Source organism: Halomonas sp. PBN3, assembly GCF_000475415.1.
In the GTDB taxonomy this organism is placed as follows: Bacteria; Pseudomonadota; Gammaproteobacteria; order Pseudomonadales; family Halomonadaceae; genus Halomonas; species Halomonas shengliensis.
Window position 1 is genome coordinate 80,920 of the sequence record NZ_AXCA01000152.1, and the last position, 21,647, is coordinate 102,566.

Sequence of the window (21,647 nt, forward strand, 5' to 3'; positions counted from 1 at the left end):
GCGGAGACAACCCATGCTGAGTCAAGGATTCGTGTCTGCCGCGGCGATCGCGGCAAGTGTGCTGTTCATCCTCTCCCTGGGGGGGCTGAGCAACCAGGAGAAGGCCAAGCGGGCGGTGTGGTACGGCATCGTCGGCATGGCGGTGGCGGTGTTCTTCACCGCCTTCGGCCCGGGCATCGGCGCCTACGGCTGGATGATCCCGATGATGATCATCGGCGCCGGCATCGGCGTCTATGTGGCCAAGAAGGTCGACATGACCGAGATGCCGCAGCTGGTGGCGGCGCTGCACAGCTTCGTCGGCCTGGCGGCGGTGTTCGTCGGCTGGAGCGCCGACCTCGAGCGGCGTCGCGTGCTCGCCGCGCGTGCCGTCGAGGCCAGCACCGACCAGTTCTCGGCCTTCGCCGGCCTGGTGGCCACAAAGGCGCCGGACGAGCTGATGTTCCTGCAGATTGAGGTGGTGCTGGGCGTGTTCATCGGCGCGGTGACCTTCACCGGCTCGGTGATCGCCTTCGGCAAGCTGGCCGGCAAGGTGGACGGCAAGCCGAAGCAGCTGCCCGGCGGGCACATGCTCAACGCCGGCGCCGCGGCGCTGTCGCTGCTGCTGGCCATCCTCTACCTCAACGGTGCCGGCTTCTGGACCCTGCTGCTGATCGCCGCCCTGGCGTTCTTCATCGGCTACCACCTGATCATGGGCATCGGCGGCGCCGACATGCCGGTAGTGGTGTCGATGCTCAACAGCTACTCCGGCTGGGCCGCGGCGGCCATCGGCTTCACCCTCTCCAACGACCTGCTGATCGTCACCGGCGCCCTGGTGGGCTCCTCCGGTGCCATCCTGTCGTACATCATGTGCAAGGCGATGAACCGCAACTTCCTCAACGTCATCCTCGGCGGCTTCGGCGGTAGCCAGGGCCCGGCGGCGGAGATCGAAGGGGAGCAGGTGGCCATCGACGCCGGTGGCGTGGCCAGCGCACTCAACGACGCCGACAGCGTGATCATCGTGCCGGGCTACGGCATGGCGGTGGCCCAGGCGCAGAACGCGGTCAGCGAGCTGACCCGCAAGCTGCGCAGCGCCGGCAAGGAGGTGCGCTTCGGCATCCACCCGGTGGCGGGTCGTCTGCCCGGCCACATGAACGTGCTGCTGGCCGAGGCCAAGGTGCCCTACGACATCGTGCTGGAGATGGACGAGATCAACGACGACTTCGCCACCACCGACGTGGTGATCGTCATCGGCTCCAACGACATCGTCAACCCGGCCGCCCAGGAGGATCCCAACAGCCCCATCGCCGGTATGCCGGTGCTGAAGGTGTGGGAGGCCAAGCAGGTGTTCGTCTGCAAGCGTGGCCAGGGCACCGGCTACTCCGGCATCGATAACCCGCTGTTCTTCAAGGAGAACACCCGGATGTTCTACGGCGATGCCAAGGCCAGCATCGAGTCGCTGCTGCCGCAGATCGACTGAGCCGGCCAACCGCCCGGGCCGAGGCCCGGGCGCTGTCGCCTCGAGACGCCCCCTTCGCGGGGCGTTTTTCGTTACACTGCGCCCATCGATTCCGACCGACACGGGGCGACCATGACCGACCAACCCCTGCGCGTGGCGGTGCTCGGCGGCGGCAGCTTCGGCACCGCGCTGGCCAGCATCGCCGCCGACAACGGCGCCCGGGTGCGCCAGTGGCTGCGCGACCCGGCGCTGGCTGAGCAGATCAACCGCGAGCACGTCAACGGTCGCTACCTGCCCGACTACGCCATCAACCCCGCGGTGGTGGCCGCCACCGGGATGGCCGAGGTGCTCGAGGGTGCCGACCTGGTGCTGGTGGCGATCCCCTCCAAGGCGTTCCGCGAGGTGGTGCGCCAGGCGCGTCCCTTCCTCGCCCCGCACCAGGTCCTGGTGACCACCACCAAGGGCATCCAGGAGGAGGGCTTCAAGCTGATGAGCCAGATCCTCGAGGAGGAGACCGGCTTCGCCCATATCGGGGTGATCTCCGGGCCCAACCTCGCCTCCGAGGTGGCCGACAAGCAGCTGACCGCCACGGTGATCGCCAGCGACGACCCCGAGACCCGCACCTGGGTGCAGACGGCGCTGGGCTGCGACTACTTCCGGGTCTACGCCAGCAACGACCGCTACGGGGTGGAGCTCGGCGGGGCGCTCAAGAACATCTACGCCATCGCCGCCGGCATGGCCGCCGCGCTGGGCATGGGCGAGAACACCCGCAGCATGCTGATGACCCGGGCGCTGGCCGAGATGAGCCGCTTCGCCGTGGCCCAGGGCGCCAACCCCATGACCTTCCTGGGGCTGGCCGGGGTGGGGGACCTCATCGTCACCTGCTCCTCGCGGCTGTCGCGCAACTACCGGGTCGGCTACGCCCTGGGCGAGGGCAAGTCCCTCGACGCGGCGGTGGAGGCCCTGGGCCAGGTGGCCGAGGGGGTCAACACCGTGCGCCTGGTGCGCGACAAGGCCCGTGCCGAGGGCATCTACATGCCGCTGGCCGAGGGGCTCTACCAGGTGCTGTTCAAGGCCGTGCCGGCCAAGGAGATGGCGAAGATGCTGATGCTGGGCGAGCAGAGCAGCGACGTGGAGTTCGTGCTGGCCCGGGAGGACGTCCAGCGTGCCCACCGCGAACAGGAGGGCGACAAGCAGGTGACAAAGGGTGGCGAGCATGGCTGAGCGGCTCTGGCTCATGCGCCACGGCGAGGCGGCCCCGGGTGCGCCGGACCCCGAGCGGGCGCTCACCGACCGCGGCCGGCTGGAGGTGGCGCGCATGGCGACCTGGCTGGCCGGCCAGGACGGGGTGGGCGAAGCGCGCCTGCTGGCGAGCCCCTACCGCCGCGCCCGCCAGAGCGCCGCGGCGCTGGCCGAGGCGCTGGCGCGCGAACCCGAGACGCTCTCCCTGATCACGCCGGACGACCCGCCCGGGGCGGTGAGCGACTGGCTGCTCGAACAGCCGGCGGGGCGGCCACTGATCCTGGTCAGCCATATGCCACTGGTGGGGGCCCTGACCGGGCTGCTGGTGGAGGGGCGAGCGGATCGTGGCCTCGGCTTCCCCACCGCCGGGGTGGCGGAACTGGAGGCCGAGGTGTGGGCGGCGGGCTGTGCCCGCCTGGCACGCTTCGTCAGCCCTGCCGATCTGGGCTGAGCCGGTTCCTGGCTGGGGCTTTGCAGAACGCTTGGGGCGCTGGGGGCAACCCGAAGAGGAGATGCCGTCTCTCCTGACTCGCGCTGCTAGATCAGCCCAGCCACCTGCAGGCCGAAGGCCCCCAGGGTGAGGGTGACGCTGGCCATCAGGGTGGTCAGGGCGATGATGTTGGCGGTGAGTACGGCGTTGCCGCCCATCGCCTTGGCCATCACGAAGGCCGCCGCCGCGGTGGGACTGGCGAAGAACAGGAACATCACCCCCAGCTCGCGCCCCTCGAAGCCTGCCAGCCAGGCCGCGCCGGTGGAAAGCGCCGGCAGCGCCACCATCTTCATCAGGCTGGCGCTGAGCGCCGTGATGCCGGAGGCCTGCAGGGCGCCGAAGGAGAGGGTGGCGCCGATGCAGATCAGCGCCAGCGGCAGGGTCAGGGAGGCGAAGTAGTCGCCCGAGGTGAGCAGCCAGCCGGGCAGCGGCGGGGCCAGCAGCGCCACCGGCACCGCCGCCAGCACCGCCAGGATCAGCGGGTTCTTCACGATATGGGCGAGGATGTCGCGCCAGTCGACCCGGGCCTCGTCGCGATAGGCGGCCAGCGCCACCACCGAGAAGGCGTTGTAGGTGAGGATCACCACCCCCAGCAGCAGCCCCCCGGCGGAGAGGCCGTAGTCGCCGTACATACCGGCGGCCAGCGCCAGGCCGACGATGCCGCAGTTGCCACGGAAGGCTCCCTGGATATAGCTGCCGCGATCGGCGCGGGGCACGCGCAGCGCGGCCCAGCCCCACACCGCCAGGAAGCCGCCCAGGGTGATCAGCGCGAAGGCGACCAGCAGCCGGGGGTTGAGGGTGGCCGCCAGGTCGGCACGGATGATGCTGAGGAAGATCAGCGTGGGCAGGGTAGCCTTGAACACCAGCTGGGAGGCGGTGGTGACGAAGGCGGCGTCGATCCAGCGGGCGCGTTTGAGCCCCAGCCCGATGAAGACCATGGCGAAGACCGGCAGGGTGATCTCCAGGGTGGCGCGGAAGAGCGCCAGGGCCGCCATCAGCGCACCAGCCAGAAGCCGACCACCACGGCGACCAGCACGGTGGCGAAGAACAGACGGTTGCGGGTGCGGGTATCACGGGGCTTGGGGGCGTTCACGGCGGCTCCGGGGCTGGTCTGGGATGACTTGGCGAACCATGGTAATCCCGTTAGCCTGCTACCACCAGGCGCCCCGCGCCGCCGCCACCTCCGGATCAGGATATGCGATGACCGCCGCCGAGACCGACCGCCCCACGCTGCTGTTCGCCCATGCCAACGGCTTCCCCGGGGTCTGCTACCGCAGCTTCCTGGCGCCGCTGGGAGAGCGCTTCACCCTGCACCCCCTGGACCGCCTGGGCCATCATCCCGACTTCCCGGTGGGGCACAACTGGCTGGCGCTGCGCGACGAGCTGCTCCACGCCCTGGAGGCCCGCGAGACCCCAGTGATCGGCGTGGGGCACTCCATGGGCGGGGTGCTGATGGCGATGGCCGCCGAGGCGGCCCCCGAGCGCTTCCGCTGCGTGGTGATGCTCGACCCGCCGCTGATGCTGGGGCTCGACGCCTGGGCCATGAAGACCGCCAAGCGCCTGGGGCTGGTGGACCGCGTCACCCCCGCCGGCCGTAGCCTGGGGCGGCGCACCACCTGGCCGGATCGCGAGGCGATGCGCCACTACCTGCGCCGCCGCGGGCTCTTCCGGCGCTTCACCGAGCAGGCCCTGGACGACTACGTGGAGGGCGGCACCCGCCTGCTCGACGATGGCCGCGCGGTGCTGGTCTATGACTCGGCCATCGAGGTAGCGATCTTCCGGCACCTGCCCGACCACTTGGGGGACCTGCCGCGCCGGCTGCGGGTGCCTCACGCGGTGCTCGCCGCCGAGGACTCCGACCTGCTGACCCCGCGACGCCGCCGGCGCCTCGCCCGCCACGGGGTGCGGGTACGCCTGGTGCCCGGCAGCCACATGTTCCCCATGGAGCACCCCGACGCGGCCCGCCAGGGCCTGCTCGCAGTGCTCGACGAGCTGATCGGGGAGGCGCCATGACGACGCCCGCCTCGCTGCGCCTGGCCGACGACCGCCTGGCGGCCCTGGCCTGGGGCGACCCCGGGGCGCCCACCTGGCTGGCGCTGCATGGCTGGCTCGACAACGCGGCGAGCTTCTCGCGCCTCGCCCCTCGGCTGGTGGCGCGCCTGGGCATCCGCGTCGTCGCCATCGACTTCGCCGGCCATGGCCACTCCGCCCACTCGCCGGGTGACTACGCCATCTGGGACTACTGCGACGACGTCCTCGACGCCGCCGAGGCGCTGGGCCTCGACGCGCCGACCCTGCTGGCCCACTCCATGGGCGCTGGGGTGGCCTGCCTGGTCGCCGCGGCGCTGCCCGAACGGGTGGGGCGGCTGGCGCTGATCGACGGCCTGGGGGCGGTGACCACGCCGGCCGACCAGGCCCCGCGGCAGTTGCGGCGCGGCCTGCTGGGCCACCGCCGTCCGCCCTCCCGCGGGCCGCGCTATGCTGACGAGGAGAGCGCCGTGGCTGCGCGCGCCAGGGGCGGCGCGACCCCGGTGGAGGCCGCCACGATCCGGCCGGTGGTGGCGCGCAACCTGCGCCTCCTGGCGGAGGGGGACCTGGGCTGGCGCAGCGACCCTCGGCTGGTGCGCCCCTCCCCGGTGCGCCTGACCCCTTCCCAGGTGGCGGCCTGCCTGGCGGCGATCGCCTCTCCCGTACTGCTGGTCGAAGGGGAGGGCGGCATCCTCGGCGAGGGCGAGCGGGCGCGTGCCGCCCGTGCGGCGCTGCCGGGGCTCGAGCGCCGGGTACTGCCGGGCGGGCACCACCTGCACCTGGAACCCGGTGCGGTGGCGGCGGTGGCCGAGGCCATCGCCGCCTGGGTCGAGGGGGCGAGCGATGTATCGTTCCCGGCAGGGGCGGAACACGACAGCGACGAGGCAGGCGGATGACCGCGAGACGCAGGCGACAGCGCGAGGCGGCAGGACGCGAAGCGAGAGGCGAGGGGGCCATGAACGACGACAGGCGTGGCGACGCCGGCGAGAAGCGGGTGGCGCTGGTGCTCGGCAGTGGCGGCGCGCGCGGCTATGCCCATATCGGGGTGATCGAGGAGCTCGAGCGGCGCGGCTACCAGGTGGTGGCGGTGTCGGGGTGCTCCATGGGCGCCCTGGTGGGCGGGGTCTTCGCCGCCGGCCAGCTGGCGGCCTACCGTGACTGGGTCTGTCGGCTCGACTACTTCGACGTGCTGCGCCTGGTGGACATCACCTGGAGCCCCATGGGCGCCATGAAGGCCAGCAAGGTGATGGCCAAGCTGGAGAGCATGGTGGGGGGCACCCGCATCGAGGACCTGGCGATCCCGGTCACCACCGTGGCCACCGACCTGACCCGCCAGCGCGAGGTGTGGTTCCAGAGCGGTTCGCTGCTGGAGGCCATTCGCGCCTCCATTGCCGTGCCCGGCGTGATCACCCCGGTGCATCGCGGTGAGCAGGTGCTGGTCGACGGCGGCCTGCTCAACCCGCTGCCCATCACGCCTACGGTGGCGGCCCACGCCGACTTCGTGCTCGCCGTCAACGTCACGGCGCACAGTCCGCGACCGATCAGCCTCGAGGAGCTGTTGCCCCAGACCCAAGGTTCAGCACCGGCGTCGCGCGATGTGCAGGCCGATGATGCCCCGGGCAGTCTGCAGCTCACCGGCTGGATGGACGATGTGCGCGATGCCACCCGGCGGCTGATCGACGGGCTGGGCAGTGCCGGTAGCGGCGAGGAGGAGGGCGACGGCCAGACGCGTGGCACCCGTGCCTGGGGCCGCCTGGACATGATTCTCGCCTCCTTCGATATCACCCAGGCCTCGCTGGCCAAGTACAAGGTGGCGGGGCACCCGCCGGATGTGCTGATCGAGGTGCCCAAGACGGTGTGCGGCGCCTACGAGTTCCACCGTGCCGAGGCGTTGATCACCCTGGGCCGCCAGCTGGCGGTGGAGGCGCTCGACCGCTTCGAGGGACGCCACCACCCGGGCTGGGGCAGCCGGTCCATCGTGGTGGAGCCGGAGGCGCCGGAAAGGTAGGGGGGGGATCAGGGCATGCCGCGCCGGCGCAGCAGCACGTAGACGGCGCCGGTGCCGCCGTCGGCATCGGTGGCCGAGCAGAAGGCCAGCACCCCCGGCCACTCGCGCAGCCAGGCGTTGACGTGGCTCTTGATCACTGGGTAATTGCCGTCGGCCCCCCACGCCTTGCCGTGCACCACCAGCAGGCAGCGGCGCCCCTCGGCGCCGGCGTCGCGCAGGAAGCTCTCGAGCTCGGCTCGCGCCTCGTCCAGGGTGTAGCCGTGCAGGTCCAGCCCCGCCTCCCAGGCCAGCTCGCCGCGTTTCAGGCGGCTGCGCTCCCGCCAGGGGAGGTCGGGCAGGAAGAATTCCAGATACTCCGAGGGGCGCACCGCCTCGACACGGCCGTCGGAGGTGCGTCCCGTGCTGCTCTCCTCGCCGGCGGCCTGGGCGGCGGCGCGGCGCGCGGCGGCGGCCGGGTCCTCGCGGCGGGGGCGGCCGGGGTCGGCGCGGTTGCGGGCGATGCGGCGCACCCCGGCCTCGCGTAGGGCCTGGCGGAAGGCGCTGATCTCGTCGTCGTCCGGGCGGTGGCGGTCTCGGCTCATGGGAGTCGGGTCGGTTGGCGTGGGCGCCCAGTATACCCGGCGTGGCGTGGCTGTGAACCGGCGCACCGGGTTACAATCGCCGCTTTCCCCACGATGTTCAGGTGCTCCCTTGGCCGACCCGCACGCCCCCCGCGCGACCTCCTCCCTCGCCCTCGACGACGACCGCCTGGTCGCCGAGCTCTTCACCCTGCGTGACTGCCTGCGCTGGGCGGCCAGCGAGTTCCACCTCGCCGGGCTGTTCCACGGCCATGGCACCGAGTCGCCCTGGGACGAGGCGGTGGCGCTGACCCTGGGGGCCCTGCACCTGCCCTGGAACGTCGACCCGGCGGTGCTCGATGCGCGCCTGTTGCCCATGGAGCGCGAGCGCATCGTGGCCCTGGTGCGCGCCCGCGTCACCACCCGCCGGCCGCTGCCCTACCTGCTCGGCGAGGCGTGGTTTGCCGGCCTGCCCTTCGACGTCGACGAGCGGGTGCTGATCCCGCGCTCGCCCATCGCCGAGCTGGTGGAGTCGGGCTTCGCCGCCTGGTTCCCCGAGGAGCCGCCGGCGCGGGTGCTCGACCTCTGCACCGGCTCGGGCTGCATCGGCATCGCCACCGCGCTGCACCTGCCCACCTGCGAGGTGGACCTCTCCGACATCAGCGAGGAGGCGCTGGCGGTGGCGCGCCGGAACATCGGCCGCCACGACGTCGGCGAGCGGGTGCGTGCGGTGCACTCGGACCTCTTCGCGGCGCTGCCGGGGCGCTATGACCTGATCGTCTCCAACCCGCCCTACGTAGACGCCCGGGACCTCGCCACCATGCCCGCCGAGTTCCGCCACGAGCCGGCCCTGGCGCTGGGGGCCGGCGACGACGGCCTGGCGATCGTGCGCCGCATCCTGCGTGAGGCCCGCGCCCACCTGAACGACCACGGCGTGCTGATCGTCGAGGTGGGCAACTCCGACCACCACCTGGAGGCCGCCTTCCCCGAGGTGTCCTTCCTGTGGCTCGACTTCGAGCGCGGCGGCCAGGGCGTCTTCGCCCTCACCGCCGAGGAACTCGACGCCCATGCGGCGTCCTTCGCCTGATCCCCGCCCCCTCAAGGAGACGCGCCCATGTCCGGCAACACCTTCGGCAAGCTGTTCACCGTCACCACCTTCGGCGAGAGCCATGGCCCGGCGCTGGGCGCCATCGTCGACGGCTGCCCGCCGGGGCTGCCGCTGTCCGAGGAGGACCTGCAGCGTGACCTCGACCGCCGCCGGCCGGGCACCTCGCGCCACACCACCCAGCGCCGCGAGCCCGACCGGGTGAGGATCCTCTCCGGAGTCTTCGAGGGGGTGACCACCGGCACCTCGATCGGCCTTGTGATCGAGAACACCGACCAGCGCTCCAAGGACTACTCGAAGATCAAGGACCAGTTCCGCCCGGCCCACGCCGACTACAGCTACCACCACAAGTACGGCATCCGCGACTACCGCGGCGGTGGGCGCTCCAGCGCCCGGGAGACCGCCATGCGGGTGGCCGCCGGGGCGATCGCCAAGAAGTACCTGGCGGCCCAGGGCATCGTGGTGCGCGGCTATATGAGCCAGCTCGGCCCCATCGCCATCGACTTCCGGCAGTGGGAGGCGGTGGACGCCAATCCCTTCTTCTGCCCCGACCCCGACCGCGTGCCGGAGCTCGAGGCCTACATGGACCAGCTGCGCCGCGACCAGGATTCGGTGGGCGCGCGGATCACCGTGGTCGCCGAGGGGGTGCCGCCGGGCCTCGGCGAGCCGGTGTTCGACCGCCTCGATGCCGAGCTGGCCCACGGCCTGATGAGCATCAACGCGGTCAAGGGGGTGGAGATCGGCGACGGCTTCGCCAGCGTGGCCAGCCGCGGCAGCGAGCACCGTGACGAGATGACTCCCGACGGCTTCCTCTCCAACCACGCCGGCGGGGTGCTGGGGGGCATCTCCAGCGGCCAGGCGATCATCGCCCACCTGGCGCTCAAGCCCACCTCCAGCATCACCACGCCCGGGCGCAGCATCGACGTCCACGGCAACCCGGTGGAGGTGGTCACCCGGGGGCGCCACGACCCCTGCGTGGGCATCCGCGCCACCCCCATCGCCGAGGCGATGATGGCGCTGACCCTGATGGACCACCTGCTGCGCCATCGTGCCCAGAACGCCGAGGTTCGGGTGGAGACCCCGGTGTTGCGTTAAGGCTCTCCTGTCCTCGGCGCTCTTCCAGACAAGAGCGCTGGAGGCTGCTGCGGTGACAGGCCCCGGAGCGCCGGACCGTCGAGGGGGGCGCCGTGAATGCCTCCATGTACGCTAGCTCCGCCGTCCCTGGCCTCCGGACCAACTCTTCTCCGACCTGCCCCGGGCGCCTCTCGCCGTGCTGGATGCCAACCGCCACTCTCGGGTGCCACCCGCGTTGAGGGATGGCACCGGCGGCCTGCTACACTGCGGACTGGACCCCAAGGACAAGGCCGCCACCATGAAGATCAACGTCGAGTTCGACCTCACCCCCGACGAGTTCCGCCAGGCGCTGGGCCTGCCCGACGTGGCCGGTTTCCAGAAGGACCTGCTGGATCGCATCCAGCGGCAGATGGAGTCCGGCGTCGAGGGCTACGATCCCATGAGCCTGATGCAGCCCTTCCTGCAGCAGTCCGGCATGGGGCAGGGGCTGACCCAGGGACTCTCCCAGGGCCTGTCCCAGGGGCTCTCCAGCTTCGGCACCTACCAGCAGATGATGCTCGACATGCTCAAGCAGGCCGGCCAGTCGGCCGCCCAGGGCCGCGACGCCACGGGCGGCGAGGCGAACGAGTCCGGCACCTCGGCGGGGGCGAAGGCCGAGGGGCCCGCCTCGGCCAGCTCCTCCCGCAAGGCCGGCACCTCCAGCCAGAAGAAGGGCACCGCCGGCGCCCGCTCGCGCGCCAAGCGCGGGGAGTGAGCGGCGCCTTCGCCTTTCATCGTCTTGCCGCTGTCTTGTAGCTCTCTTGCAACATGGGCGCTGGCAGACTAGGCTTTGTGCAGTGCAACATGGCGGGTGCAACACCCGCCAGGCGAAACCATCACGGGAGGATTCCCCATGCAGGACAAGATGATCGAAAACTTCAACGAGCAGACCCGCAAGTTCTTCGAGCCGATGCGCAAGCTCAACTCCCTGATGCTGGACAACATGGAGAAGCTCTCGCAGTACCAGATGGAGTCCATGAAGCGCTACAGCCAGATGGGCACCGAGCGGCTGCGCGACGCCAGCGAGGTTAAGGACGCCGACAGCCTGCGTGACTTCGGCACACGCCAGGCCGAGATGATGAACCAGCTCTCCGAGCAGATGATGGAGGACGCCAAGGCGCTCTCCGAGATGAGCATGGAGTTCAAGGCCGAGATGGAGAAGCTCTTCACCGAGCAGGCCAAGGCCCTGGGTGAGGCCCAGCAGGGCGCCGCCGCCCAGGCGCAGGGCGCGGCGGCCAAGGCCGAGAAGAGCGAGCAGCCGGCCAAGGCGCAGTCCTCGCGCGGCGGCAGCACCAAGAGCTGAGGCGCCGGCATCCTGCCCGCCTGCCATCGCAGGTCACCGATCGAACCGCCGCCCTCCCCAGGAGGGCGGCGACGCATGCTGTCTGACGTCGGCTCGGCATAGCCGACGCACCGGGAGGGTTCAATGCAGCCAGGGGTTCAAGCACCGACACAGGCCGAGCTGGAGGCGTGGAACGCCCAGCTCCAGCAGATCGGCGAGGAGTATCGTCACCTGATGGGCGACCTGCTGGAGCGCATGGTGCCCAGCGATGCCGCCGACTCCGTCTATGAGGACATGCGTTCAAGCTTCCAGGCGGCGGCCGAGTCGCTGATGGGCAACCCGCCCCAGCTGTGGCAGACCCAGGCGCGGCTGCTGCAGGAGCAGGTCCAGCTGTGGCAGAACGGCCTGCGCGCCATGGCCGGCGAGCAGGTGGAGCCGCTGGTCACGCCGGCCAAGGGCGATCGGCGCTTCAAGGACGAGGCCTGGACCCAGGACCCCTACTACCTGGCGATCATGCAGCAGTACCTGCTGTTCTCGCGGCTGGTGGAGGAGCTGATCGACGGCCTGGAGCTGCCGGCGGAGCAGAAGCGACGCCTCGACTTCTATGCCCGCCAGCTGGTCAACGCCATGTCGCCCACCAACTTCGTCACCACCAACCCGGAGGTGATGCGGCGGACCATGGAGACCCAGGGCCAGAACCTAGTCGACGGCCTGGCCCGGCTGCGCCAGGACCTCGCCAACTCCCCCGAGGGGCTCAACGTCACCATGACCGACCGCAGCGCCTTCGAGGTCGGCCGGAACATCGCCGTCACCCCGGGCTCGGTGGTCTTCGAGAACGAGCTGATCCAGCTGATCCAGTATGCCCCCAGCACCGAGCAGGCCTACAGGACCCCGCTGCTGGTGGTGCCGCCCTGGATCAACAAGTACTACATCCTCGACCTGCGCGAGGACAACTCCTTCGTGAAGTGGCTGGTGGGGCAGGGGCACACGGTGTTCTTGATCTCCTGGCGCAACCCCGGGCCCGAGCAGCGTGACCTGACCTGGGCCGACTACATGCAGCTGGGTCCCATCGATGCCATGGCGGCGATCGAGCAGGCCACCGGCGAGAAGTCGGTCAACCTGCTCAGCTACTGCGTGGGCGGTACCCTGGCGGCCTCCACCGTGGCCTACCTGACCAGCACTCGCCGCGGGCGCAAGGTGAAGTCGGTCACCTACATGACCACGCTGCAGGACTTCCGCGACCCCGGCGAGATCGGCGTCTTCCTCAACGAGCCCGTGCTGCAGGGCATCGAGGCCAAGATGGCGCGCGACGGTTACCTGGACGGCCGGGTGATGGCCTTCAGCTTCAACCTGCTGCGCGAGAACGACCTCTTCTGGTCCTTCTACATCAGCAACTACCTGAAGGGCGACGTGCCGGCACCCTTCGACCTGCTCTACTGGAACACCGACGGCACCAACCTGCCGGCGGCGACCCACGGTTGGTACCTGCGCCACATGTACATGGAGAACCGCCTCGTCCAGCCCGGCGGCATCGAGCTCGACGGCGTCAAGATCGACCTGCGCAAGGTCTCCACGCCGAGCTACTTCCTCTCCACCCGGGAGGATCACATCGCCCGCTGGAACAGCACCTACTACGGCGCCCTGCTGCCCAAGGGGCCGGTCACCTTCGTGCTGGGTGGCTCCGGCCACATCGCCGGGGTGGTCAACCCGCCGCACAAGAACAAGTACGGTTACTGGACCAACGACGCGCTGCCCGAGACCCACGAGGCGTGGCTCGAGGGGGCCGAGCAGCATGAGGGCTCCTGGTGGCCCCACTGGCAGGCGTGGATGACCGACAACGGCTACGCCGACCCCGAGAAGATGGTGCCGGCGCGTCAGCCCGGCGACGGTGAGCTGGATATCCTCGAGCCGGCCCCGGGGCGCTATGTCAAGATGACCATCCCCGAGGTGCTGGGCGAGGTCCCGACTTCGTCGAAAGCCTGAAGCTGTAAGCTATAAGCTGTAAGAAGAAGCGCCCAGCCGAGTGATCGGCTGGGCGCTTCTTGTTGGGTTCATCGCAGAGTGGCGTGCCTCCATCGCCCAATGAATTGGGCTCCTACGCGGTGGGGCGGCGGCCCAGCCGCAGGCCGGGCAGCACCAGCAGGGCGGCGAGCAGCCAGACGGGCCAGCTGCCGGTGCGGGTGAAGGGCGTCAGGCCCGTCATGGGCTGCACATCGCCGGCGAGGCTTGCCATCTCGAACTGCGGGGCACGCGCGATCACCTCGCCGCGGTCATCGATGAGGGCGGTGACGCCGTTGCTGGTGGCGCGCATCAGGTAGCGGCCGTTCTCCAGGGCGCGCAGCCTTGCCATCTGCAGGTGCTGCAGCGGGCCGATGGAGCGCCCGAACCAGGTGTCGTTGGAGACCGTCAGCAGTAGCTCGCTGTGGCGTGCCTGGGCGGCCACCCGGTCGGCGTAGATGATCTCGTAGCAGATGGCGTTGCCGATGGCGGTGCCGCCGGCGACGATCGGCCCCTGCCCCTCGGGCCCCGGGGTCATCGCCGGCATGGGCAGGTCGAAGAAGGCGATGGTGTCGGCGAGCAGCGGCTCCAGCGGCAGGTACTCGCCGAAGGGCACCAGGTGGCGCTTGCGATACGCGCCCTCGACATCGCCCAGGCCAATCACGCTGTTGTAGTAGAGCCCCTCGCCGTCGCGCTGCAGGATGCCGGTGAGCAGGGCGGTCTGCGGGGCGAGGTTGGACTGCACCCGCTCGAGGATCGGGCGCGCCTCGCGCTCGAACATCGGCAGCGCCGCCTCGGGCCAGACGATCAGGTCCAGGTCGTCGGGCTGGGCGCGGGTCAGCGCGGCGTAGCGGTTGGCCGCCTCGCGCTGTCCCTCGGCGCTCCACTTGATGGCCTGGTCGAGGTTGCCCTGCAGCAGGGCGACCCGCAGCGGCTCCCCGACGGGCTGGGTCCACTGGGCGGGCAGTGCCAGGGGCAGCAGCCACAGCGCGGCCAGCGGCACGGCGGCCCAGGCGCGCCGGCGCAGCAGCTCGACGCCCAGGGTGCCGGTGAGCGCGGTGAGCAGCGACAGCAGGTAGACCCCGCCCACCGGCGCCCAGGGGGCCAGCGGGGAATCGACCTGGGAGGTGCCGAGCAGCAGCCAAGGGAAGCCGGTGAACAGCCAGGTGCGCAGCCATTCGCCCAGCACCCAGGCGCCGGCGAAGGTGAGCCAGGCGAGCCTGGGCCCGGTGAGGCGGCGGTAGGCCCACAGGGTCACGGCGGGGAACAGCGAGAGGCCGACCACGAACAGGGCGGTGAGCGCCAGCGCCAGGGGCACGCCGGTATAGCCGTAGTCGTGGATCGACACGAAGACCCAGGAGGCACCGGCGCCGAACAGGCCGAGGCCGTAGCAGGCGCCACGCAGGGCGGCCTGGCCGGGTGAGAGGGCGCCCAGGCCCGCATAGAGCAGGCCCGCGGCCACCGGGCCCAGCCACCAGAGCTGGAAGGGGGCGGCGGAGAGGGTGGTGAACACGCCCGCCACCAGGGCCAGCAGGCAGCCCAGGGCGGGGGAGAGGCGAAACGCCGGCATGGGGTCCTCCGTGGCGATGGCGTCAGTCGTTGGCGTCGGGGTCGTCGGCCTCGCAGCGCTCGGCCTCGAGCAGGCGGATACGCCGGTTGTCGGCGTTGAGCACGGTGAAGCGCCAGCCGCCGATCTCGGTGTGCTCGCCGCGGGCGGGCAGGTGGCCGAAGCGCTGCATCACCAGGCCCCCCAGGGTATCGAACTCCTCGTCGGAGAAGCGGGTCTCGAAGCGCTCGTTGAAGTCCTCGATGGGTGTCAGGGCGCGGATCGCGAAGCGCCCTCCCTCCAGCTCGCGGATATCCTCCTCCTCGTCGGCGTCATGCTCGTCCTCGATCTCGCCGACGATCTCCTCGAGGATATCCTCGATGGTGACGATGCCGGCGGTGCCGCCGTACTCGTCCACCACGATCGCCATGTGGTTGTGGGTGCTCTGGAACTCCTTGAGCAGGCTGTTGAGGCGCTTGGACTCCGGCACGAACAGCGCCGGGCGCACCACCTCCTCCAGGCGGAAGGGGCGGCCGTTCTGCTGGCCGCCGCGCAGCAGTGGCAGCAGGTCCTTGGCCAGCAGGATGCCCTTGACCTCGTCGAGGTTCTCGCCGATCACCGGGTAGCGGGAGTGGCCGGTCTCCAGGATCACCGGCAGGTACTCCTCCAGCGGCTGGTCCAGGGCGATGGCGGTGACCTGGGAGCGCGGGATCAGCACCTCGCGGACCTGCTGGTCGCTGATCTGCAGGGCACCCTCGATGATCATCATGGCGTCCTGCTCGAGCTTGAGGCGGCTGGCCGCCTGGCGCAGGAACTCCAGCAGCTCGTCCCTGGAGCTGGGCTCGTCGCTGTCGCCGGTGACGGCGTTGAGCAGCTTCTCGAACCAGGAGCGGTGGTCCTGGCTACTCGATCGGTCTTCGCTCATGGGTCGGGTCACTCCTCCTCGCTGTCGGGCGCCGTTCGATAGGGGTCGGCGATCCCCAGTCCGTCCAGTATCTCGCGTTCGAGCGCCTCCATGGCCTCGGCCTCGTCGTCCTCGAGATGATCATGGCCGAGTAGGTGCAGGGTACCGTGCACCACCATGTGAGCGTAGTGATCGCCGAGGGGCTTGTCCTGCTCGGCGGCCTCGGCCACCACCACCGGGTGGCAGACCACCAGGTCGCCGAGCAGCGGCAGGGCCACGCCGGGTGGGCACTCGAAAGGGAAGGAGAGCACGTTGGTGGGCCTGTCCTTGCCGCGGTAGTCGCGGTTGAGCACGCGGCTCTCCTCGGCGTCCACCAGGCGCACGGTGAGCTCGATGCGCGTCTCCTCGGGGTGACGGGCGAGCACCGCTCCCACCCAACGCTCGAGGTCGGCCTGGCTGGGCAGCCCCTCGGCCGCGATCGCCGCCTGGCGGTCCACATGGGCCGGGGTCATGACTCGCCCCGCTCGCGGTCACGGCGCTCCAGGCGTTCCTGGCGCAGCGCCTCGCGCTCCTGGTCGCGGGCCTCCTTGCGGGCGCGCTCGGCGGCCTCCTGCTCGGCCTCGAAGCTGTCGTAGGCCTCGATGATGCGCTGCACCAGCGGGTGGCGCACCACGTCCTTGGCGGCGAAGTGGGTGACGCCGATGCCGGGGGTGCCCTTGAGCACCTCGAGCACCTGGATCAGCCCCGAGCTCTGGCCACGGGGCAGGTCGACCTGGGTGACGTCGCCGGTGATCACCGCGGTGGAGCCGAAGCCGATGCGGGTCAGGAACATCTTCATCTGCTCGCGGGTGGTGTTCTGGCTCTCGTCGAGGATGATGAAGGCGTTGTTCAGGGTGCGCCCGCGCATGTAGGCGAGCGGGGCGATCTCGATCACCTGGCGCTCGATCAGCTTGGCCACCTGCTCGAAGCCGATCATCTCGTAGAGGGCGTCGTAGAGCGGGCGCAGGTAGGGGTCGATCTTCTGGGCCAGGTCGCCGGGCAGGAAGCCGAGCTTCTCGCCGGCCTCCACCGCCGGTCGCACCAGCAGGATGCGGCGCACCTCCTGCTGGTTGAGGGCCTCCACCGCGGCGGCCACGGCCAGGTAGGTCTTGCCGGTACCCGCCGGCCCGATGCCGAAGTTGATGTCGTGGGCGCGGATGCTCTGCACATAGCCCTGCTGGTTGAGGCCACGGGGCTTGATCAGGGTGCGCGGGGTGCGGATCAGCACCTCGCCCTCGTCGGCGCCGCCCTCGTCCTCGTCGAGGGCCTCGAGGCCCGACTCCTGGAGGAAGAGGTGCACGGTGTCCGGGCTGAGTTCGCTGGCCTCGGTCTCGCGGTAGAGGTGCTCCAGCAGGTTGGCGGCGGCCTTGACCCGGTGGATGGGGCCGGCCAGCTGGAAGATGTTGCCGCGGTTGCGCAGGGTGATGCCCAGCCGCGACTCCACCAGCTTGAGGTGCTCGTCGCGCTGGCCGCACAGGGTGGCCAGGCGGCGCGGATCGTTGGGTTCGAGGGTCAGGGTGATGATGCGGTTGGCCTGGGAGGCTGGCTGGCTCAAGGCGGGCGGGTCCCCTGGATGGTGAATGGTTGGGCTCAGCTTACTGCCCCGGCGTTTGTCGGGGCAATGTGCAGGCTGACGATAGACCGCTCGGGGCTTCAGTAGATCGCCGGGGAGGCGAGCTCGCCGCGCAGCGAGTTGGGCAGCGCCTCGCTGATCTCCACGTCGACGAAGTAGCCGATCAGCTCGGTGGGATTGGGGGCGCGGAAGTTGACCACCCGGTTGTTCTCGGTGCGCCCCGAGAGCTGGCCCGGGTCGCGCGGCGCGAAGCCGGTGACCAGGATGCGCTGGGTGGTGCCTACCATGCGCCGGCTGATCTGCATGGTCTGCTGGTTGATGCGCTCCTGGAGGATTGCCAGGCGCTGTTTCTTGGTCGCCTCCGGAGTATCGTCCGGAAGGCCGGCCGCCGGAGTACCGGGGCGCGCCGAGTAGACGAAGCTGAAGGAGTGGTCGAAGCCGATGCGGTGGATCAGGTCCATGGTGGCCTCGAAGTCCGCCTCGGTCTCGCCGGGGAAGCCGACGATGAAGTCCGAGGAGAAGCTGATGTCGGGACGCAGCGCACGGATGCGCTCCAGCTTGTCGACATACTCCTCCACGCCGTGGCCACGCTTCATGGCGGCGAGCACCCGGTCGGAGCCGGCCTGCACCGGCAGGTGCAGGTGGCTGACCAGCTCGGGGATCTCGCCGTAGGCCTCGATCAGGCTGTCGGAGAACTCCACCGGGTGGGAGGTGGTGAAGCGGATGCGGTCGATCCCCTCCACCGCGGCCACGCAGGCGATCAGCTCGGCCAGGTCGATCTCGTCGCCCAGCCGGTTGAGGCCGCGGTAGGCGTTGACGTTCTGGCCCAGCAGGTTGATCTCGCGCACGCCCTGGTCGGCGAGGTGGATCACCTCGTCCATCACCGCCTCGAAGGGGCGCGAGACCTCCTCGCCGCGGGTATAGGGCACCACGCAGAAGGTGCAGTACTTGGAGCACCCCTCCATCACCGAGACGAAGGCGGTGGCGCCATCGGAGCTCGGCTTGGGCAGGTGGTCGAACTTCTCGATCTCGGGGAAGGTGACGTCCACCACCGAGATCTGGCTCTGCTGGCGCGAATCGAGCATGGCCGGCACCCGGTGTAGGGTCTGGGGGCCGAACACCATGTCGACGTGGGGCGCTCGCTTGCGCAGCGCCTCGCCCTCCTGGCTGGCCACGCAGCCACCCACCCCGATCACCAGGTCGGGGTTGGCCTCCTTGAGCTTCTTCCAGCGGCCGAGCTGGTGGAAGACCTTCTCCTGGGCCTTCTCGCGGATCGAGCAGGTGTTGAGGAGGATAACGTCCGCCTCGCGCTCGTCGTCGGTGAGCTCGAGACGGTGGGATTCGCCGAGCAGATCCGCCATGCGGGCGGAATCGTACTCGTTCATCTGGCAGCCGTGCGTCTTGATGAAGAGTTTCTTCGCCATAAGAATTGGGTCGTGGCGCCAGGCGCCCGACGTCTGTCACCGGTGGGTTCGGGAATGGTCGACGCTCGCCGCGGCGAGCCGCCGGCGGCGGGGTGGCGTTGGCCCCGGGTCATCGATCGACGGGAAGGGCCAATGGAAAACAGGCCAATATTATACGGGGCGTGCCGGCCGGGAGCCAGCCTGGCCGCCGGGCGAGTGTGCTACCCTGAGCCACCTGCGGGACCCGTCGCTGGTCAGGAAGTGACCAGTCACGCCGAGCGCCCATGGGGTGCCGCCGCCGCGACACTTTCCCACGGTTGTCCCGGCGGTTGTCCACAGCAGCTGTGAACAAGCATCGCGGCGGTGCAGGCAGGAGGCCCGCGCCGCCCACGCATCGCGCCGAACCCGAGCCATCGTGCGGAATGCATCCGCCAGGACTTTTCAGCCAGGACCACGGCATGACGACACACCACATCACATCGCGACTCGGCCTGGGGCTGCTGCTGGGCCTGCTGGCCCTGCCGCTGTCGGCCCAGGAGGAGCAGCAGGCGAGCGACACCGTCTGGGTCTCCGACGCCCTGACCACCTATGTGCGCAGCGGCCCCACCGACGGCTACCGCATCGTCGGCACCCTGACCGCCGGCGAGCCCGTCGAGCGCCTCGAGACCTCCGGTGACTACACCCGGGTGCGCGGCCCCGGCGGCGACGTCGTCTGGGTGCCCAGCGGCCAGCTCCAGGAGACCCCCAGCGCCCAGGTGCGCCTGCCTGAGCTCCAGCAGCGCGTCGCCGAGCTGGAGGCCGAGCTTGAGGGGATCAACGCAACCTGGGAGGAGCGCATCGCGACGCTGCGCGAGACCCTGGAGGTGCGCGAGGCGCGTATCGCCGAGCTGGAGGCGCGTAACCACGAGCTGGACAGCGAGGCGGCAAGCTCCCGCGAGGCGGTGCGTGACCTCCAGGCGCGCCTGGCCACCCGCGAGGAGGACCTGCTGCTGCGCTACTTCATGTATGGCGGCGGGGTGGCCGGCGCCGGCCTGCTGGCGGGGCTGATCATTCCCCACCTGCCGCGCCGCCGCCGCAAGCGCGACCGCTGGTTCTGAGCCCATGAAGGAAGAACCGGAGATGGAGAACGCGTGGCTGGCCCGCTGGCGGGAGGGTCGCATCGGCTTCCACCGTGACGCCCCGCATCCGGCGCTGCGACGCCACTGGCCGGGCCTCGCGGTGCCCGCCGGCACCAAGGTGCTGGTGCCGCTGTGTGGCAAGAGCCTCGACATGCGCTGGCTGGGCCGGCAGGGCCATCCGGTGCTGGGGATCGAGCTCGCCCCCGAGGCGGTCGAGCAGTTCCTGGCCGAGGGCGGCGAGCCGGTGTCGCGCTACCGTCAGGCGGGCTTCGAGGTGTGCCGCCAGGGCAGCGTCGAGCTGTGGCGTGGCGATGTCTTCCACTTCCATATCGAGCAGGCGGCCGAGATCGGCGCCTTCTACGATCGCGCCGCGCTGATCGCCCTGCCACCCGCCACCCGCCAGCGCTACGCCTTCCATCTGGCCCAGCTGATACCTCCGGGGGCCAGCGGGCTGCTTATCGGCCTTGAGCGTGCGGTCGGAGAGGAGCGGTCTGGGCCGCCATTTCATGTGCCGGAAGAGGAGGTGCGGGAGCTGTTCGAGCCCAACTTCAGGATCACGTTGCTGGAGAGAGGCGCCCCGGAGCCGGGCAGCGGTTTCCGGGAGCATGTCTGGGCGTTGGTGCGTCGCGGGCCCCTGGACGAGGCCTGACGCCGCGACTCAGCGCGCCAGCAGGCGGCCCAGCTCCGGGTCACGGAAGGCGCGGTCGAGGCCGTCCTCGAGCAGCGCCTCGACCATCCGGGTGTTGGCCTCCTGGTCCGGGCGCAGGGCGTAGCCCTGGGTGCGGCGTGAGGTGTAGGTGCCGGTGTAGGTGTTGCCGCCGTTGATCGCCTCGGCGACGAACACCGCCTCAATTCGTGCCTCGCCGATCACCGGCTGGCTGTCGCCGCGCCCGTAGCCCAGGTGGGCCAGGGTCAGGGTCAGGCTGGGCCGCCCCTCGGCGGGCTCGGTGGTGGGGGTGAAGCCCATCTCGCGCAGGGCCCGCTCGGCCTCGCGCTGCAGCTTGGGTACCAGCTGGTGGGCGTAGACGGTGATGGTGGCGGTGGACATGGCGCTGCCGCCGCGGGTGCCGATCACCTCGCCGTCGCGCTCATCGACGGCGACTACCGTCACCGTCTGGCCGCTGCCTGTCTGGGGCACGGCGGCGCTGCGCCTGGGGTCGACGTCGAGGGTCTGGGGGGCGGCGCAGCCGGCCAGCCAGCCGGCGGCCAGCAGGGCGAGGGGCAGGGCGAGGAAGCGACGACGCTGCATGGCAGGACTCCCGTGTCGAGGATGTGGGACACCAGTATAGCCGGCGCCGCCGCCGGCCGGTACGCCGGCGGCGGCTCGGTTACACTGTCGTCAAGTGCCGAAGGAGTCGTGCCATGATCCGCACCGCCACCGCCGAGGATATCCCCCGGCTCACCGACATCTGGCGGCGTGCCGCGACGCGCGCCCACCCCTTCATCCCCGCCGGATTCTGGGCCACCCGCGCTGAGGCCATAGCCCAGCGGCTGGCCGCGGCCGAGGAGGCGCTGGAGGTGGAGGTGTTGGAGGTGGAGGGGCGGGCGATCGGCTTCGCCGCCCTGACCGGCGATCACCTCGAAGCGCTCTACATCGACCCCGAGGTGCAGAGCTATGGCCACGGGTCACGGCTGATGGCCCACGCCATGGCGCGTCACGCCCGGCTCACCCTGTGTGTCTACTCGCGCAATGTGCGCGCGGTCTCCTTCTACCACCGGCTGGGCTTTCACGCCGTGGCGCAGCGCCACGAGCCCGAGGCCGGTGAGGAGGAGACCCTGATGCGCTGGGAGCGCTGAGGCCGCGCC

22 protein-coding genes are annotated in these 21,647 nt (G+C 70.5%); 14 read left to right on the forward strand and 8 right to left on the reverse strand.

Annotated elements, in window-relative coordinates:
- The first annotated feature begins 13 nt into the window (after positions 1–13).
- The 3 genes from Q673_RS26135 to sixA all read left to right on the forward strand — a co-directional run bounded on the left by Q673_RS26135 (position 14) and on the right by sixA (position 3,128).
- A complete protein-coding gene (locus Q673_RS26135; RefSeq protein ID WP_031218017.1) occupies positions 14–1,456 on the forward strand; it encodes an NAD(P)(+) transhydrogenase (Re/Si-specific) subunit beta in 1,443 nt (480 codons plus the stop codon).
- Between the two features lie 111 nt (positions 1,457–1,567).
- Complete coding sequence (locus Q673_RS26140; protein WP_023005640.1) at positions 1,568–2,659, forward strand: NAD(P)H-dependent glycerol-3-phosphate dehydrogenase; 1,092 nt, start codon at positions 1,568–1,570, stop codon at positions 2,657–2,659.
- Positions 2,652–3,128, forward strand: coding sequence for a phosphohistidine phosphatase SixA (gene sixA / locus Q673_RS26145; RefSeq protein ID WP_023005641.1), 477 nt, complete (start codon positions 2,652–2,654; stop codon positions 3,126–3,128). Before Q673_RS26140 ends, sixA begins: the two co-directional genes overlap by 8 nt.
- 86 nt (positions 3,129–3,214) lie before the next feature.
- On the opposite strand, the gene Q673_RS26150 is transcribed toward sixA, so the two are convergent.
- Positions 3,215–4,162: an AEC family transporter gene (locus tag Q673_RS26150; protein WP_023005642.1), complete on the reverse strand. Its 948-nt coding sequence runs from the start codon at positions 4,160–4,162 to the stop codon at positions 3,215–3,217.
- Positions 4,163–4,367: 205 nt separating this feature from the next.
- Here Q673_RS26150 and Q673_RS26155 point away from each other — a divergent pair, with 205 nt between their 5' ends.
- Genes Q673_RS26155 through Q673_RS26165 form a run of 3 tightly spaced genes read left to right on the forward strand, consistent with a single transcriptional unit; the run spans position 4,368 to position 7,203 of the window.
- Complete coding sequence (locus Q673_RS26155) at positions 4,368–5,180, forward strand: alpha/beta fold hydrolase (RefSeq protein WP_023005644.1); 813 nt, start codon at positions 4,368–4,370, stop codon at positions 5,178–5,180.
- Positions 5,177–6,091, forward strand: coding sequence for an alpha/beta fold hydrolase (locus tag Q673_RS26160; RefSeq protein WP_023005645.1), 915 nt, complete (start codon positions 5,177–5,179; stop codon positions 6,089–6,091). Before Q673_RS26155 ends, Q673_RS26160 begins: the two co-directional genes overlap by 4 nt.
- A gap of 59 nt (positions 6,092–6,150) precedes the next feature.
- Positions 6,151–7,203, forward strand: a complete 1,053-nt coding sequence (locus Q673_RS26165) for a patatin-like phospholipase family protein (protein ID WP_023005646.1) — start codon at positions 6,151–6,153, stop codon at positions 7,201–7,203.
- A gap of 8 nt (positions 7,204–7,211) precedes the next feature.
- Here Q673_RS26165 and Q673_RS26170 read toward each other — a convergent pair whose 3' ends face one another.
- Positions 7,212–7,784 (reverse strand): Smr/MutS family protein, encoded by a 573-nt coding sequence (locus Q673_RS26170; RefSeq protein ID WP_023005647.1) that lies wholly within the window; start codon positions 7,782–7,784, stop codon positions 7,212–7,214.
- A 109-nt stretch (positions 7,785–7,893) separates the two neighbouring features.
- Between Q673_RS26170 and prmB the strand changes: the two genes are divergently transcribed.
- The 5 genes from prmB to phaC all read left to right on the forward strand — a co-directional run bounded on the left by prmB (position 7,894) and on the right by phaC (position 13,243).
- Positions 7,894–8,847: a 50S ribosomal protein L3 N(5)-glutamine methyltransferase gene (gene prmB / locus Q673_RS26175; RefSeq protein WP_023005648.1), complete on the forward strand. Its 954-nt coding sequence runs from the start codon at positions 7,894–7,896 to the stop codon at positions 8,845–8,847.
- Between the two features lie 27 nt (positions 8,848–8,874).
- A complete protein-coding gene (gene aroC / locus Q673_RS26180) occupies positions 8,875–9,960 on the forward strand; it encodes a chorismate synthase (RefSeq protein ID WP_023005649.1) in 1,086 nt (361 codons plus the stop codon).
- A gap of 175 nt (positions 9,961–10,135) precedes the next feature.
- Positions 10,136–10,693, forward strand: coding sequence for a hypothetical protein (locus Q673_RS26185; protein ID WP_428252578.1), 558 nt, complete (start codon positions 10,136–10,138; stop codon positions 10,691–10,693).
- Between the two features lie 138 nt (positions 10,694–10,831).
- A complete protein-coding gene (locus Q673_RS26190; protein ID WP_023005651.1) occupies positions 10,832–11,281 on the forward strand; it encodes a phasin family protein in 450 nt (149 codons plus the stop codon).
- Positions 11,282–11,404: 123 nt separating this feature from the next.
- Positions 11,405–13,243, forward strand: coding sequence for a class I poly(R)-hydroxyalkanoic acid synthase (phaC, locus tag Q673_RS26195; protein WP_023005652.1), 1,839 nt, complete (start codon positions 11,405–11,407; stop codon positions 13,241–13,243).
- Positions 13,244–13,355: 112 nt separating this feature from the next.
- Here phaC and lnt read toward each other — a convergent pair whose 3' ends face one another.
- The 5 genes from lnt to miaB form a co-directional block, all read right to left on the reverse strand.
- Positions 13,356–14,828 (reverse strand): apolipoprotein N-acyltransferase, encoded by a 1,473-nt coding sequence (gene lnt / locus Q673_RS26200; protein ID WP_023005653.1) that lies wholly within the window; start codon positions 14,826–14,828, stop codon positions 13,356–13,358.
- A gap of 22 nt (positions 14,829–14,850) precedes the next feature.
- Complete coding sequence (locus Q673_RS26205; RefSeq protein ID WP_023005654.1) at positions 14,851–15,729, reverse strand: HlyC/CorC family transporter; 879 nt, start codon at positions 15,727–15,729, stop codon at positions 14,851–14,853.
- Between the two features lie 8 nt (positions 15,730–15,737).
- Complete coding sequence (ybeY, locus tag Q673_RS26210) at positions 15,738–16,220, reverse strand: rRNA maturation RNase YbeY (RefSeq protein ID WP_023005655.1); 483 nt, start codon at positions 16,218–16,220, stop codon at positions 15,738–15,740.
- A complete protein-coding gene (locus tag Q673_RS26215) occupies positions 16,217–17,302 on the reverse strand; it encodes a PhoH family protein (protein WP_023005656.1) in 1,086 nt (361 codons plus the stop codon). The genes ybeY and Q673_RS26215 overlap by 4 nt, the downstream gene beginning before the upstream one ends.
- A 98-nt stretch (positions 17,303–17,400) precedes the next feature.
- Positions 17,401–18,744 carry a tRNA (N6-isopentenyl adenosine(37)-C2)-methylthiotransferase MiaB gene (miaB, locus tag Q673_RS26220; protein WP_023005657.1) on the reverse strand — a complete coding sequence of 448 codons (1,344 nt, stop codon included), beginning with the start codon at positions 18,742–18,744 and terminating at the stop codon, positions 17,401–17,403.
- Between the two features lie 437 nt (positions 18,745–19,181).
- On the opposite strand from miaB, the gene Q673_RS26225 reads away from it, so the two are divergent.
- Both Q673_RS26225 and Q673_RS26230 read left to right on the forward strand, forming a co-directional pair.
- The gene (locus Q673_RS26225) at positions 19,182–19,820 is read left to right on the forward strand and encodes a TIGR04211 family SH3 domain-containing protein (RefSeq protein ID WP_023005658.1); all 639 of its coding nucleotides are present in this window, start codon (positions 19,182–19,184) and stop codon (positions 19,818–19,820) included.
- Between the two features lie 22 nt (positions 19,821–19,842).
- Entirely contained in the window at positions 19,843–20,490 is a 648-nt protein-coding gene (locus Q673_RS26230; RefSeq protein ID WP_023005659.1) for a thiopurine S-methyltransferase, read from the forward strand.
- A gap of 9 nt (positions 20,491–20,499) precedes the next feature.
- On the opposite strand, the gene Q673_RS26235 is transcribed toward Q673_RS26230, so the two are convergent.
- Positions 20,500–21,090, reverse strand: coding sequence for a YajG family lipoprotein (locus tag Q673_RS26235; RefSeq protein ID WP_023005660.1), 591 nt, complete (start codon positions 21,088–21,090; stop codon positions 20,500–20,502).
- Positions 21,091–21,203: 113 nt separating this feature from the next.
- Between Q673_RS26235 and Q673_RS35555 the strand changes: the two genes are divergently transcribed.
- Entirely contained in the window at positions 21,204–21,638 is a 435-nt protein-coding gene (locus Q673_RS35555) for a GNAT family N-acetyltransferase (RefSeq protein WP_023005661.1), read from the forward strand.
- Positions 21,639–21,647: the final 9 nt, after the last annotated feature.